This is a genomic window from Polaromonas sp. P4_F9 (genome assembly GCF_056401235.1).
Map to the genome: position 1 here is coordinate 89,886 of NZ_JBFUJT010000007.1, position 14,333 is coordinate 104,218.

Consider the following 14,333-nt stretch of genomic DNA (forward strand, 5'->3'; position numbering starts at 1 on the left):
ATAGGAGCTGTTAGGTCGGCGCGAGTGAGGCAAACGTCTGATCAAGATCCACCTCAATTCGCGCCTTGGCTCTGAAGCCATCACGGGAGAGCATATCAGCCATGTGCTTCTCGCAAACAACGACGTCACAGTAGCAACTCGCGACAGCTAAAGCTGCCCAATCCTCCAAGTCCGTCGGCTTCGGAGCGTACTTGGGATTGCGGAGTACCTGTTTGTGCAGGTGCAGATCAACTCGCCGCGTCGGCATGTCGTTAATGAGCTTCTTCAGACCAGTCTCCCCAAAAATCTCCAATGTATTCGCAGGCAGCCGATGCTTCACCATTGCCCGATTCAAGGGCTCCAATATGTCCACTGTGCTGATTGCGTACAAGAAGTTCTCGCGAAGTTCGGGCTTCAACTCGGCAGCGCGCACGTGGAGGGATGCCAAGTGACTTCGGAAATTTTCCCGGTGCTGTGATGCGTATGAAGCCGGCGGCGGAATGCGTAAGACTTCGTTCCCAACCAGCATCGTTCGCTCAAACTCCTCCGCAAAGCTGCTAGGTACGGTGCTGGCCGCTGCTTCTCCAAACGCATGCGCATGTCCGAAGCCAAGTATCTGCAATTCCTCTGGGACGATGTGCGTGAAGTGCGCCGACAGAGCCACCTCAAGCTCGTGCCGCACGACCGCCGGATAGCCCGCAATGGTCCGACCCCGAGAGAAGCGCCACATCGTAGAGCCAAGCCTGACTTTGCGGCCATCATTGGAGATGCGTGAGGTCTCTATATAGTGGATTGCTGAGAGCGGTAGAGTCGCATGCCCTGCAGTGCATACAGCGTCCATGGCACGAACAATTCTCGTTGCCCTTTGAGAGTTGTCTTTTCCATGGATCATCCTCGAGAGTTCGATCCACTTGTTTTGATCGAGGTAGATGATCACCCGGAGACCTAACGTCGGCGCTCAGCAGACGGCCTCCGCAGGTGGACGGTCCGATGGAGCAACCAGTTATGCGTCACAGGGAAGATGGTAATCACAATGACCGCCCCATCGCACTGGTCCACACATATGCCATGAGGCTTGTAGCAAGGAATGGCGCTACGTAGATCACGACAACGATTGCCAAATAGCACCTCCATCTGGACACGATTGAACTTGCGTATGCCCAATAAAAAAAGGCCCCCGAGATGAAGATGGGGAGCCATGTGGAGGCGATCACCATAGCGGTCGGAAACGTGCCAGCCGATCTTGGCACCCCCGCACGACTAATTGCCATGAAAACAAGAAGATAGAGCGCGACAAGGACGACCGTGCTCAGGAAGGCAAGTAGAGGATTGAGACGTGCTGCGCGAGGGTTCATGACGTATAACGCCCGAAGTAAGCCGACCCGCGAAGCGGGTTCGGCTTGAATGAATTGGTAGGTGGCAAGCGGTTGATCATGCTGAGCGCGGGAAGGGCGCTGTTGTGCCATCTGCATAACGCAATAATCCTCCCCAACTAAGGCCGATAAAGACTGGGTCACCCTCTTTACGTGACATGACAATCGCGCCTGGATGATACAAGTGTCTCAGCCCATCCGGTGAGAAGCGCGTGGTGAGCTGCGGCTCATGGCCCGCCTCAAGCATGTCGGGGAGTTCAGCGTGGAATGAGGCAAGGAGGGGCATGCCGTGAACCGTTACGTAAGCCCCAGCGATGATCTTTCCGCGTCCCATATTCATATAAATCGGGGTGAAGGTGGCGCCGCCAGATGGGCGATGAAATGGGTCTATTCCATCGACGCTGTAAAGACCAAATCTGTCGGGAACTGGTTCGAGTCCAAATATTGCTCTAACTATGCTCGAGGATGGAAGCCATTTCACAGGTGCAGCCCAACCTGCAGCAGCGGTGTTAATGACCGTCTTTAAAAGCCATCTCTCGAGGAGCTCCCCCTCTATGTTGATTGAGCCCCGAAAGTTCTTGTCATTGGCTTCTGCTTGAAACTGGGCCATCCGGCCAACTGTCTCATCCAAGGGGCTGAGGAGGGAATTGTGACGTCTACAAAGAATATTGGACTTCTCAGCTCCACGTGTTGGAGCTCCTTCTCTAATGCGCTGCACACCCTCAATTACGATTGGACAGGAACAGCCCGCTTTAAAAACGGAACTGCTAATGACATGCTCGCCAGACATGCTATCGCAACCACCTAATGAACTTGCCCAGCACCTCGACGTCTTGATTTTTCTGGTCAATTCCGGGCCCCGAGTTTGACAGGACTGCCACCTAACGAATGTGTACCGCAGGTCCGCGGTATAAAACGGCCGCTGCGGTATAACGTGGCGGTCTCAAAATGAGTTAAGTCTCTGCCAGGAAAATATTTACCGCACATTGCAATCTCATGCCAGTTAAATAAAAAAGCACTAAACCCCGCAGTTGGATTCTAGGGAGCAAGCCGTGAAGAAGCCTCCTCTAAATAGACTATTTTCTGGAGTTGCCGCAGGTTTATTTCCTCCCCGCTTAATGGCAACCCGGTTCGGCTGCACCAGCTGGTATCGGCCACTCCTGCGCAAGCCAAGGTATTGACTTGGCCTGCGGTATTGCCCAAGGCAAGTTCATGAACAGGATTTTCACGGGCACTTGAGGTGCAGCGAGGGGCTAGCCCCCCATCTTCGCCGCCAAACCTGTCAACGAATAACGGAAGCAACGGCACCAGTCGAGCGAATCATCGCCGGCCTTCCATTGCCGCGGGCGGGAGGGTGAAGAAAACCGCTGCGCCGTGCCCTGGCGCGCCCTCTGCCCACACGCGGCCGCCGTGGCGCTCGACGATCCGGCGAACGGTCGCGAGCCCGATCCCCGTTCCAGGGAATTCGCTCTCGGTGTGGAGTCGCTGAAAGGGCCGAAACAGCTTGCTGGCGTAGGCCATGTCAAAGCCGGCTCCGTTGTCGCGCACGACAAATACCTCGCTGCCGTCGCGCTGTTCCGTTCCGAATGTGATCTTCGGTTCATTGGTCTTGACCGTGAATTTCCACGCGTTGCCGAGAAGGTTGTCGAACACAATGTGCAATAGCTGGCGATCCACCTCTGTGACGAGGCCTTCCTGGATCAGCAGGCTGACCCGTCGCTCGGGTTCCTTGCGCTGCAGCTCTTCGCTGGCGGCCCGGGCAAGCGCGGAGAGATCGACCGGGTCCCGGCTGAGCTGTGCGCTCGTGATCCGCGAGAGATTGAGCAGGTCGTCGATCAGCTGCCCCATCCGGTCGGCTTCCTCGCGCACCACGCGAAGAAACCGCCGTCCTTTGTCGTCGAGCTGCGTCGCGTAGCCCTCATCAAGCAGGTGCGTGTATCCGTTGATTGCACGCAGCGGCACCCGCAAGTCATGCGACACGGAGTAGCTGAACGCTTCCAGTTCCTCGTTGGCGCGCATGAGCTCCGTGTTCAGCTCGTCGCGCGCTCGCGCCATGGTGAGGTGCGTGCGCACGCGCGCGAGCAGTTCCTGGGATGTGAACGGTTTGGCGAGGTAGTCATCCGCGCCGGCGGAAAGGCCTTCGAGCGAGGCTTCCTGACCCGCGCGCGCCGAAAGCAGGATCACCGGCAGCGTGCGCGTTTCGGGATCCTCGCGCAGCGCCCGCACCAGGCCCAGGCCGTCGAGGTTCGGCATCATCACGTCGCTCAGAACGAGGTCCGGTTTTCTCTGCTGAATGGCGGCGAGCGCTTCGCGGCCGTCGGCCACCACCTGTACGTCGTAATGCGGCGCAAGCAGGCCCGAGAGGAAGGTCCGCAGGTCACGGTTGTCGTCGGCGACGAGCACGCGAGCACCGCTCTTTGCCGGAGCGGCGGCAATCGGCTGTGACTCGTAAGGCAGCCATTGCAGCGCCTCGTCGAGATAGGCCGACGCGCTTCTCGCCACCGATGCGTCCGGGGACTCTGCCACGACGTGCTCCGGCGGCAGGTGGTTGCGCCCGCCGCGCAGCGCGATCGTGAATTCCGCGCCCTTGCCTTCGTCGCTCGCGACGCGGATCTCGCCGCCGTGCAGCTTGACGAGCTCATGGACCAGCGCGAGCCCGATGCCCGTGCCTTCGTGCGAGCGAGCGCGCGCGCCCTCTACCCGGTGGAACCGCTGAAAGAGCTTCGGCAGTTCGCTCCTGGGGATGCCCGTGCCCGTGTCCTTCACCGTCAGGTGCGCGCCGCCTTCCGCCGCAGCAAGGCGCAGGCTCACGCCGCCCTCGAAAGTGAACTTGAGCGCATTGGAGAGGAGATTCATGACGATCTTCTCCCACATGTCGCGGTCGACGTAGATCGGCGCCGGCAACGGCTGGCAGTCCACCGAAAAGGAGAGCCCGGCTCTTTCCATTGCCGAGCGAAACGCGCTCGCCAGATCCGCGGTGTAGCGCGCGAGGTCGGTCGGCGCGAACCGCGCCGAGTGCCGCCCGGCCTCCATGCGCGAAAAATCGAGCAGCGCGTTCACCAGGCGCAGCAGGCGCAACGCGCTGCGCTGCATCTGGAGCAGCCGCTCCCGCGCCTCGGCACCGAGCTCGCGCTCGGCAAGCAGCGTCTCCAGCGGTCCGAGCAGCAGCGTGAGGGGTGTCCTGAACTCGTGGCTGACGTTGCTGAAGAAGGCGGTCTTGGCCCGATCGGTCTCGGTCAGGGCCTCGGCCCGCGTTTTTTCTGCCTCGTACGCGCGGGCATTGGCGATGACGTTCGCCACCTGATCCGCGGTAGCCCGAAAGAACCTTCGATACCGGTCGTCGAACGCGCGGTGCGGGCTGATGCCGGCAACGAGAAACGCATAAGGCTCGGATTGGCCTGTCCGCGAAAGCGGCAGGACGATCGCTCGTTCGGGCCGCGCGTTCCAGCGACCCGCCGGCAGCGGCCCGAAGCGCGACGCGAGGTCGTCGACGACGAGCTCCTGAGCGGTTCGAATGACTTCCGCAAAGGGCCAGGAAGTTGTACTTGCCCCTTCCTTGACCGGCACATGCGCGGGCCTGGCGCGGCCTTCATACGCCTTCCAGCCGCTCACGGCGACGAGTTGAGCGTCGAAAGTCCTCTCGTTCAGAACATAGAGCAGCACGAACGGGAGATCCAGCTCGTTGGCCGACAGGACTTCCGCGGCAATTCGGTACGCTTCGTTCTCGGATTTTGCTTCGGCCGCCCGCGCGGCCAATTCGTGCAGCATCCGGATCTGGCGTTCACCCTGCACCTTCACTGTCGTTTCCTGCACCGTGTTGAGCAGGCCGCCGACGCGCCCGTCATCGCCCGGGACGGGGCTGTACGAAAACGTGAAGTACGTCTCTTCGGCCATGGCCCCGCTGTGAATGAACAGCTGGAGGTCCTCCGTCCATGTCGCCGGGCCTCCTTCCAGGACGCCCCTCGCCATGGGCCCGGCAACGTCCCAGATCTCGGCCCATACCTCCGCGGCCGGAGCGGCGAGCGACGCGGGGTGCTTGTCCCTCAGAATGGGGCGGTAGGCGTCGTTGTAGAGGTGCAGGAGATCGGGGCCCCACCAGAGCAGCATGGGAAACCGGCTGCCCAGTACGACGCCCAGCATGGTTCTGAGACTGTTCGGCCAGGCTTCGACCGGGCCGAGCTTTGTCTTGGACCAGTCCGTCGCGCGCATGATTGCACCCATTTCGCCGCCGCCGGTAAACAGGTCCCCGGGGGGAGCGCTGACAGGGGCGGCGGCGCCCGGCACGTTGACGGCGTTGGAGTTGGTGTCCGCTACGTACTTGTCTGTCATTTGCTACCCGGTGAGGATCGCGAACAAGGTGGTGACAACGATAAGAGCAATGTGTCACGCGTCAAGGCACACAACACAATGCGTAATGTATGCCCGGGGTCTGCGGTACGCAACGGCCGCTGCGGCATAAGGTGGCGGTCTTGAAATGAGCTACGTGATTGTCGGGAAATGACTTTCAGCACATTGCAGCCTTACGCCAGTTAAATAAAAAGCACTAAACCCCGCAGTTGAATTTTAGGGAGCAAGCCGCGAAGACGCCTCCTCTAAATAGACTAGTTTCTGGAAAAGCAACAGGCTTATTCCGTTTTACCCCGTCGGCACGGTGTCGTGCTGGTTACGCGTGATGAGACCCTGGCGGGAGGCAAACGAAGCTTGCCGGAGCACGTCCGCTCGGTGGAGGGGCGGGCGTCATGGGCTCAGGCGCACGAGCGGACTCAGCGCTTCGGGCTACCGGGAGGCGGACGGTTCTTGCGGTAGGAGTTCTTCAGCGCGATCTTGCCGTCTCGAAAGGTGAACAGATCACAACCATGGACTTCAACGCGAGTGCCGTCTGCCCGCGTCCCCGTGAACGTCCACTCGGAAACTCCCCTGTCCCCATGGACAAAATGGCGCGCGTTGCCCCAGTGGGCATCGGGGAAGGTCGTCCAGACTTCAGCGAAGGCGGCCCGCACTGCCTCATGGCCCGCGTACCGGGCGCCGCAGGTATCCGGGCCTGCAGAGGATTCAAAGACGCAGTCATCGCTCATGAACGACATGAGGGCATCGACATCGTGACGGTTCCACGCATCGGCAAAGGCTTGCAAGACCTCGGTGGTGACCTCTGCAATCGCGTTCGACATGACTTGACCCCTTTCGGCGTGCACACCGTCAATGATGCTCCTGATGTCCAATGTTTGAGGTAACCGGCGGCTGACAGTGGGCGAAGTCCGCTGTTGGACGTCCGGTTGACTGATGGGGTTAGGCCGCACTTGATGCGAGGGCCGGCAGCCGCCTTGCTCAGGGCATGGCCGAGGAATGGTGGGCGACGATCAGCCACTTGCCCGAATTCTTATGGAATACCAAGGTGAAGCGTGCGGGCCGAGGTACCACTTGGCCTTCTCGAACATCCGAGAATGTGTAGTAGCCGGAGCTAAATGCCGTCTCGCCGAAGACGCGAATATGTTGCTCACCGATGACCACGCGCGCGTTCGGTCGCGCCGCGGCACCTTTAAAATATTCCCAGATGGCCGTTGGGTTCGGAGCAATCGTTTTGGCGGCTGTTCCCCAGAGTACGGCTTCCGTGTCATACATGCTGACAATGTTCTTCGGATCTCGACTGTCATACGCGGCCTGCCATGCTTTGGTTGCCGCAGCGATTTGATCTCTCGTTGCCTGCTCATCGGCCGGCACTGATGCGCAAGCGTTGAGAAAGAATAGGAGAATGGCGGAGAAAAGCACTCGCATGTTGGTCGTCCTTTCTGCAGTTAAGGGGCTCGTCCAATCGACCGTGATGGGAAGGTACGGTGAGGCCTAACGTCCGCGCTCAGCCGCGTGCGTCTTCGCACGTCGGCTGCGGCGCATTGGATGGCATGCTCTCATGCGGCCACAAATCTCGTGTCACCCGGCGGCCACAGGACAGAGTACTCCTCGGCGTCCAGTCTCCGGTACGCAGCTCGCAATACCGACGCGAGATGCGAAACCTTGCTAACGACAGCATGAGCACGCTCGAACGTCTCGTGCGGCTCGGAAGTGAGGATGAAGATATTGGCTTCCCCCGACCCCGAATCATGACCATCGACGTCTGCAATTTCGCCCGACAATTCTGCCATCAACGTGTCTTCTAGCCCAACCACCGCATCAAACTCCTCCATCGAGTTGCACGGAAATTGGAGCACGAGCTGAAACTGCGCCTTCTTCATGACATCCAACGTTTGACGAAAGGGTTAGGTTCCTGCTTGTCCATGGTGGCGCTCGCCTACGCGGCCTTTCTTTGGGCAACCTCATGCCAATACCTGGCGTGGAGACTGGTGACCTTGAGTATCGCGTCTGCCCGTATTGGCGCCGGCCAGAAGACAAGCTCATAGCGCTCAACGCATTCCCCTGAAGGGTCAAACTGGTCGCCTAACTCGGCAAGGCGGAAGTTCCTTGCCGAGTACCGCGCTCGATAGGTTCCCGGCAGGAGGGGTATCGGCGCCCATACTTCGCGGTTCCAGTCCACAAACCCAATTTCCGCTCCTGTTGGTGGCGAGAAGGGAACCTCGACGACTTCCTCCCATTCCTCGGAGAGAGGTGGTTCATCGGAGCAAATGCTAATGGATAGATGAACATGTCCGGTATGCGTGCCAAAGACAAGAAAAAGCTGACCCGGGATCGCCGCCCCGCAGAGCCCGTTTACTTGCCCCTTGCTGTGACTGGCTGAGAAGGCGGCATTCGCCGTCTGGACGTAGGCCTGTCCGTAGTGGGCGAAGACCTCGTCTGCGAAGACTTCTTGCGTCGATGTAGGTAGAGGCATCCGAAGGACCTAACGTAATGCATACCGCAGGGTTTGCGATATAAAACAGCCGTTGCCGTATAACGTGGCGGTCTCGAAATGGGTTAACCTTTGTCAGGAAAAGATTTTCCGCACATTGCAACCTCACGCCAGTTGAATAAAAAGCACTAACCCCCGCAGTTGAATTTTAGGGAGCAAGCCGTGAAGACGCCTCCTCTAAATAGACTAGTTTCTGGAAAAGAAACAGGCTTATTCTCTTTTTTACCCCATCGGCACGGTGTCGTTCTGGCTACGCATGATGAGACCCTGGCGGCGTGCTGCGGGCGACCTCTCCGGCTGCTGGAAGGGCAACTGCCGGCGTGGATGTGAGTACTAGTGGACTGTAACGATTGAATCGAAAGTGCTCTACAGAGGGAAATGTCCACTCTCTTTCTTCCGTTACAGTCCACTAGTTGCCAAGCCGGGAATAAGCTGGCCGGGCATAATCTAGGGGTCGCGCGTTTGCTGGCGATATCCCGGGTACACCAAAATCCTCCGCATTTCGTATGAGCCAACAGCTTTTGGTTCCGCCGAAACGCTTGCGCTCATATGACCGATCACTACACCACCCTTGGGCTTAACAGCGCTGCGACGCTGGCCGATGTCAAGAAAGCCTTTCGCCAGAAAGCGTCTTTCCTGCATCCGGACAAAAACGCCGCCGCTGATGCGGGGGCGCGCTTTCGTGCGGTGCAGGAGGCTTACGAGGTGCTGTCCGATGCGGACAAACGGCAAGCCTATGACGACAATCGGCGTCGCAACCTGCTCGACAGCCCGGTCGAGACGGCGCGCGAGATATGGAGAAATTATTTCAACCCTTTGCTTTGATACGTGCATGACACGAAGGACCCCGTGACATGACGATCACCCCGTTTTTTCTTGAGTTGCGTTCGGCCTACCAATCCGAAATCGATGACCTGACCTTTGACTCCGAAGGGCGCGATGTGCTGGGCCAGCGCCTGGCCGATAAACGCAAGGAGATCGATTTTCTGGTCCACATGATGGAGTTGAGCCCCGAGATGGTGGCGGTGATATTCCATCGCGGTTTTCACTTCAGGTTGCCGGGGGCGATGGATCACCTGCTCGGCCTTGAGGCGGAGGATTTCCCGGAGTGGAGCGGCCTGGCTGACGCTGTGGAGTTGACTCCGTGGGCCCAGGACCTGGCCGAGGTGGTGTTGAAACACCCCGGCGGGGAGTGGTTTTTGGCAGTGGCGGCCGGGCTGGAATTCATGGCGGGCCAGCCCACTGCTGCGACTGCCGCGCAAGGCGAGGGTGACGAAGCCGACGACGATGATGCAGACGCCGATGAGGATGGCGACAATCGCCCGCAAGGCTTTGATGCGGATGAATACGGCGATGGAGCAGACGACGAGAAAACCCGGCAGGAAGCCGGCGCCGACTGGCTGGTCGAGCAGGGCTTTGACCGCAAAGATTGATGGATGACCGATAGATGAGATTGGAAGTGAAGCCTTTATGAACCACCTTGCCCTGATTGCCAAGACGCAGACCCTGATTGCCGCCGGCGACATCGTGGGCGCCGAGTCCGCATTGGTCGAACTGGCCGACACCGAAGGCGATGCTGCGCTGATGGTGGTGCTGGATTTGCTGCCGCCCAAAGACATCCTGGCCGTCATCCGCGAATACGACAACTCGAAGGAGTCGGTGATCAACCTGCTGGTCACGCCCGAGCAGTTCGCGCGCGCGGTGGTGATTGAAAAGCAATACAAGGACCTGACCCGCACCCATCTGCGCGGCATGGTCAACTCGGTGCTTTTCAGGGAAGACGCGGACCCGCTGGCGTTTTTGAACGCGATCGGCGACCTGGAGGGCGGTAGCGAAGCGCTGGCCGACTACTTCACCGAGAAGTGGAGCCGCGTCGAAGCCTTTGCCCGCACCGGCACCTTTGATGCCGTGGATGACACGGGCGAGCTGTTGTCCAAAGCCGCCTTGCAGGCCTCGGCCTATGCGAAGCCACGCGTTGAAAAGGATGAAATCTCCGACCACGACTGGATGGAACTCGCCTGGCTTTTGCGCCATGAGTGCCCGGACCTTTTCATCGAGATGTTGACTGTGCTGCGCGCCAAGGCGCGGGCCCATGACCTGAGCGCTGAGGAAGAAGACGCCGAAGAGGACGATGGCAAAGTCGAGACGGGTGATACCGACCGGGGCAAGGCCACGCCGGCTGCGCGCGATTCTGATGAGGAATCGGCGATTTAACGAGACATGAGCCCGAAAGCCCCTCTTTCCACGACGCCAGTGCAGCCCTCAGCCTCACCTTCACCCTTGTCCGGCTCGTCGGTCGCGCTCCACGATGCGCGACCGTTTTTCGAAAAAGCACTGCAGTTTGGTGTACAGCACGGCATCATCAACCAGCAAAAACTCGACGCCATTTGCGAGGATGCTCCCAAAGGCATGGTGCAGATTGCGCGCCATTTTGGCAGCGAGTTTTTGCGCCCGGAGCTTGAAAAAGCCAGGGACCGCATCGTCAATCTGGTGAGCCTCTACCTTGAAAGCACCAGTGGCGGCGACCTGCGGCAAGCCGCCGAGTCGCTGCGTGATCATTCGTTCCTGTCCCGCTCCAAGGGCGGCTCGGACATGCTGAAGGCCATGCTGGCCCTGCCCGAGAGCAGCAGCTTTGACACGGATCCGGGCAGCGACAGCGCTGACAGCCAGGTGCCATCCCCTGTATTTGCTGCGTGGACGCTCAAAAGCCTGGACGATTACCAGGCGGAACTCGCCATGCGCGGCCCCATCAAGCTGCAGAAAGACGCTGCCATCTGGCTGGCCGACCAGCTGGGCCTGGATGTCACCGAGCTGGAAGAGGCACATACCCATGCGGAAGCGGTGATTCGCACGGCACTCCTGGTGCTGTCCATCGGGCGTGCCGAGTTGCCCGATTGGGTGGCATTTGAAAAAATGGTGGCGGCGCTGCGCAAGAAATACGGATCTGCCAAAACCGCCGCTGCAGCACCCGCGAAGAAGGCCGGCGGCGCTGCCGGCAAGGTTGGCGCCGGGCCTTCAGCCTTGTCTGTCACCCTTCCCAGGGACTTGCCCGAGGAATTCAGCGCGGTGGTGGAGGCCGTGCGGCAATCCGTCGTGGCTGATTTACCCCGGATACTGGACAGCTCCCTTGCGCCCAGGGCGCTGTTTGCCAAAGACAGCGATTACCAGACGCCACCGCTGTTTGGACGGTATTTCTGGGTGGAAGACCTGGCGAGCGAAATCGACCACCATGACCGCTCCGTCTCCAAAGCCTGGGACAAGGCCACGGCGGGGAACAGCGATGACGGCTCGCTGCTCACGCTGTTTTTGTGCGTGGCGGCCGGTGCTACTCCCAAAACGCTTCTGACCGAAAAAGCCGCTGCGGCCCTGGTTCGCAAAATTCAAAAAGCGGGGCCCGGCCTGGGTTTCAACCCGGACCTGGCTCATCAATACATTCTGGATAACGCGCCCGTGCAATACCAGGACGACTATGGCCGGCTGTGGGCGGACTTTGTGGACGAAGCACAGCACCTGCTGCAAAGCGACTCGGTGTTTGCGCTGGAAGATGCCCTGGCCTTGCTGCGGCGCGAGTGCAATGTGAAACGGTAAGGGGTCTTGGATTGACCTTTCTGGCTGTCTTGCTGTCTCGCTGTCTCTCTGATTCCCTGCCTCGCGGCGTGAGTGCATCCGCGAATCCGCGTACCCGCGTACCGGCGAAGAGGCTGCCTTAAAGAATCCGGTTAAACCACAGCAGTGACAGCCCGGCGGAGAGCAGCGCCAGCGCCGCGGCTCCCAGTGCCAGCAGCGCGGAGATTTCAGTTTCCTTTTTCTCCACCGTCAGGCGGGAGCTCAGGGTCTCATAGACTTTTTTCAGGTCGGCCGCCGTGCCCGCATAAAAGTACTCGGCCTGCGTGGCGCGTGCAATGCCCTTGAGGGTTTCCTCATCGAGCCTGACGCGCATGGACCAACCTTCAAAACCTATCGTTTCACCGTCCACCGTACCGATGCCGACGGTGTACACGCGCACACCGCGGTCGGCTGCCAGCTTGGCGGCATCAAGCGAATCGACGCCGGTGGTGCGCTGGCCGTCTGTCAGCAGGATGATCGCGGCCGAGTTGTAGGAGCCCGGTGCCACCGGCGTGAACTCCTTCGTTTCCTTTTTCTCCTGGTCAATGGCAAAGCCGCGCTGGCGCTCGCGCCCCGTTTGCATGGACTGCAGGTCGATGCCGGCATCCGGAAAGAGCGTGGCGAGCGACATGACGATGCCGTTGCCGATGGCGGTGCCGCGCTGCAGCTGGAAGCGGTCGATCGCGGAGACCAGGTCTTCGCGGTTCACCGTCGGAATCTGCGCGACCTGTGCAGAGCCGGCAAACGCGACGATGCCGACCTTCACCGTGCGCGGCAGGTCGGCAAGGAAGGCCTTGGCAGCCGTTTGCGCAGCCACGAGGCGACTGGGCTGCACGTCGGTGGCTCGCATGCTGCCGGAAACATCTATGGCCAGCATGATGGTCTGCTGGTTCGACGGCAGGGTGATCACGGCCATGGGGCGCGCCGTGGCGAGCAGCATCAGCGCCATGGCCAGCAGAAACAGAGTGGGCGGAATATGACGGCGAATGCTTTGCCCTGGTCCCATGGCCTCCTTGATGATGGCCAGCGATGCGTAGCGCACCGCCAGTTTTTTCTTGCGGCGCAGCAGCCAGAGGTACAGCAGCACGAGCAGCGGTACGGCCAGCAGCAGCCAGAGAAATTGGGGCCAGAGAAAAAACATGAAAAATCCTTGGGCGGTATCCTGGGCCGATAGGTATGTCAGGCGGCTTGCCGCAGGTGGGAGGGCAGCTTGTTTCCTGCCGGATGCAGGCCGGCGGCATGGCCACCGGACAGCCGGCTGCGGCGTTTGCGCAGGTCGGCAAAACGCATGATGGCATCCACCAGGTCGTCATCGGTAGCGAGCTCCAGCGTGTCGACACCGGCGCGTGCCAGGGCCTGCCGCAACTCGGCTTCGCGCTGCGCCGCAATGCGGGCAAAGCGCTTGCGAAAACCCGGATCGTGGGTGTCGACCAGCAGTTGTTCGCCGGTCTCCGCATCGCGGATCGGGATCAGCCCGAGATCGGGTAATTCCAGCTCCAGCGGATCGAGCAGGCGCACGGCCACCACCTCGTGACGCTGGGCGAGCTGGCCCAGGGGCTTTTCCCAGCCCGGCTCGCTGATGAAATCGGACACCACAAACAGGGTGGAGCGCCGGCGCACCAGGTTGCCGGCGGACTCCAGTAATTCGTTCAGGCGCGTGGGGCCGGCGCTGGCCGTTTCAGGGCGCGCATGCAGGGTGTGCAGCATGCGCAGCACATGGTGGCGGCCGCCGCGCGCCGGAATCACGGCGTCGACGCCGGAGCCGTAGAGCATGGCGCCGACGCGGTTGCCATGGCGCGTCAGCATGCGTGCCAGCACCGCCACGAATTCTGTCAACACCTGGCGCTTGCGCAACTCGCCGGAGCCAAAGTCCATCGAGGGGCTCAGGTCGAGCAAAAACCAGGCGCTCATTTCGCGGTCTTCGGTGAAGACGCGCACATGGGGCTGCTGCAGGCGGGCCGTTACGTTCCAGTCAATGTGACGCACGTCGTCGTGGTGCTGGTATTCGCGCAGGTCCGCCAGGTCCATGCCGGTGCCGCGCAGCAGGGTGCGGTAGTCGCCCTGCAGCAGCCCGTCGAGGCGGCGCAACACGGTCCACTCGAGGCGTCTGAGCAACTGCTCTGCGTCGGATGAAGGCCTGCTCATGGGCATGCTCCTGACGGCCGCAGCGCCGAGGGCGCCTTATTCAAGCCGGGGCCGCGGAACCGGCTTTGCCGGGCCGCAGGCGCAGCGGCCCCCCGGGGGGGCAGCGACCCGCGTAGCGGCGGAGCGTGGGGGAGCCTGCTCCTGACGGCCGCAGCGGGCGAGGGCGCTTCATCCAAGGTGGGGCCGCGGAACCGGCTTTGCCGGGCCGCAGGCGCAGCGGCCCCCCCGGGGGGCAGCGACCCGCGTAGCGGCGGAGCGTGGGGGAGCCTGCTCCTGACGGCYGCAGCGGGCGAGGGCGCTTCATCCAAGGTGGGGCCGCGGAACCGGCTTTGCCGGGCCGCAGGCGCAGCGGCCCCCCCGGGGGGCAGCGACCCGCGTAGCGGCGGAGCGTG

At 60.9% G+C, this 14,333-nt stretch carries 12 protein-coding genes; 4 read left to right on the forward strand and 8 right to left on the reverse strand.

The genetic code is table 11. The annotated features are described in order from the left end of the window. Nucleotides 1-10 precede the first annotated feature (10 nt). The 6 genes from AC1DUB_RS08360 to AC1DUB_RS08385 form a co-directional block, all read right to left on the reverse strand. Nucleotides 11-916, reverse strand: coding sequence for a hypothetical protein (locus AC1DUB_RS08360; protein WP_477729155.1), 906 nt, complete (start codon nucleotides 914-916; stop codon nucleotides 11-13). A 494-nt stretch (nucleotides 917-1,410) separates the two neighbouring features. Beyond that, a complete protein-coding gene (locus AC1DUB_RS08365; RefSeq protein WP_477729156.1) occupies nucleotides 1,411-1,962 on the reverse strand; it encodes a hypothetical protein in 552 nt (183 codons plus the stop codon). A 710-nt stretch (nucleotides 1,963-2,672) separates the two neighbouring features. Continuing rightward, nucleotides 2,673-5,681: an ATP-binding protein gene (locus AC1DUB_RS08370; RefSeq protein WP_477729157.1), complete on the reverse strand. Its 3,009-nt coding sequence runs from the start codon at nucleotides 5,679-5,681 to the stop codon at nucleotides 2,673-2,675. A gap of 434 nt (nucleotides 5,682-6,115) precedes the next feature. Further along, the gene (locus tag AC1DUB_RS08375; RefSeq protein ID WP_477729158.1) at nucleotides 6,116-6,520 is read right to left on the reverse strand and encodes a nuclear transport factor 2 family protein; all 405 of its coding nucleotides are present in this window, start codon (nucleotides 6,518-6,520) and stop codon (nucleotides 6,116-6,118) included. A gap of 157 nt (nucleotides 6,521-6,677) precedes the next feature. After that, nucleotides 6,678-7,124: a DUF4440 domain-containing protein gene (locus tag AC1DUB_RS08380; RefSeq protein WP_477729159.1), complete on the reverse strand. Its 447-nt coding sequence runs from the start codon at nucleotides 7,122-7,124 to the stop codon at nucleotides 6,678-6,680. A 131-nt stretch (nucleotides 7,125-7,255) separates the two neighbouring features. Then, complete coding sequence (locus AC1DUB_RS08385; protein WP_477729160.1) at nucleotides 7,256-7,579, reverse strand: hypothetical protein; 324 nt, start codon at nucleotides 7,577-7,579, stop codon at nucleotides 7,256-7,258. A 1,160-nt stretch (nucleotides 7,580-8,739) separates the two neighbouring features. Between AC1DUB_RS08385 and AC1DUB_RS08390 the strand changes: the two genes are divergently transcribed. From AC1DUB_RS08390 to AC1DUB_RS08405, 4 genes are read left to right on the forward strand one after another with little or no spacing between them, the layout of a single operon-like run. After that, nucleotides 8,740-9,015, forward strand: a complete 276-nt coding sequence (locus tag AC1DUB_RS08390) for a DnaJ domain-containing protein (RefSeq protein ID WP_477729161.1) — start codon at nucleotides 8,740-8,742, stop codon at nucleotides 9,013-9,015. 29 nt (nucleotides 9,016-9,044) lie between these two features. Continuing rightward, on the forward strand, nucleotides 9,045-9,623 hold the full coding sequence (locus tag AC1DUB_RS08395) for a hypothetical protein (protein ID WP_477729162.1): 579 nt from the start codon (nucleotides 9,045-9,047) through the stop codon (nucleotides 9,621-9,623). A 37-nt stretch (nucleotides 9,624-9,660) separates the two neighbouring features. Continuing rightward, nucleotides 9,661-10,404, forward strand: coding sequence for a hypothetical protein (locus tag AC1DUB_RS08400; RefSeq protein WP_477729163.1), 744 nt, complete (start codon nucleotides 9,661-9,663; stop codon nucleotides 10,402-10,404). A 6-nt stretch (nucleotides 10,405-10,410) separates the two neighbouring features. Beyond that, complete coding sequence (locus AC1DUB_RS08405; protein WP_477729164.1) at nucleotides 10,411-11,778, forward strand: hypothetical protein; 1,368 nt, start codon at nucleotides 10,411-10,413, stop codon at nucleotides 11,776-11,778. A 118-nt stretch (nucleotides 11,779-11,896) separates the two neighbouring features. Here the strand turns inward: AC1DUB_RS08405 and AC1DUB_RS08410 are convergent, their stop codons facing one another. Both AC1DUB_RS08410 and AC1DUB_RS08415 read right to left on the reverse strand, forming a co-directional pair. Further along, entirely contained in the window at nucleotides 11,897-12,937 is a 1,041-nt protein-coding gene (locus AC1DUB_RS08410; protein WP_477729165.1) for a VWA domain-containing protein, read from the reverse strand. Nucleotides 12,938-12,975: 38 nt separating this feature from the next. Beyond that, nucleotides 12,976-13,941 (reverse strand): DUF58 domain-containing protein, encoded by a 966-nt coding sequence (locus tag AC1DUB_RS08415; protein ID WP_477718280.1) that lies wholly within the window; start codon nucleotides 13,939-13,941, stop codon nucleotides 12,976-12,978. Nucleotides 13,942-14,333: the final 392 nt, after the last annotated feature.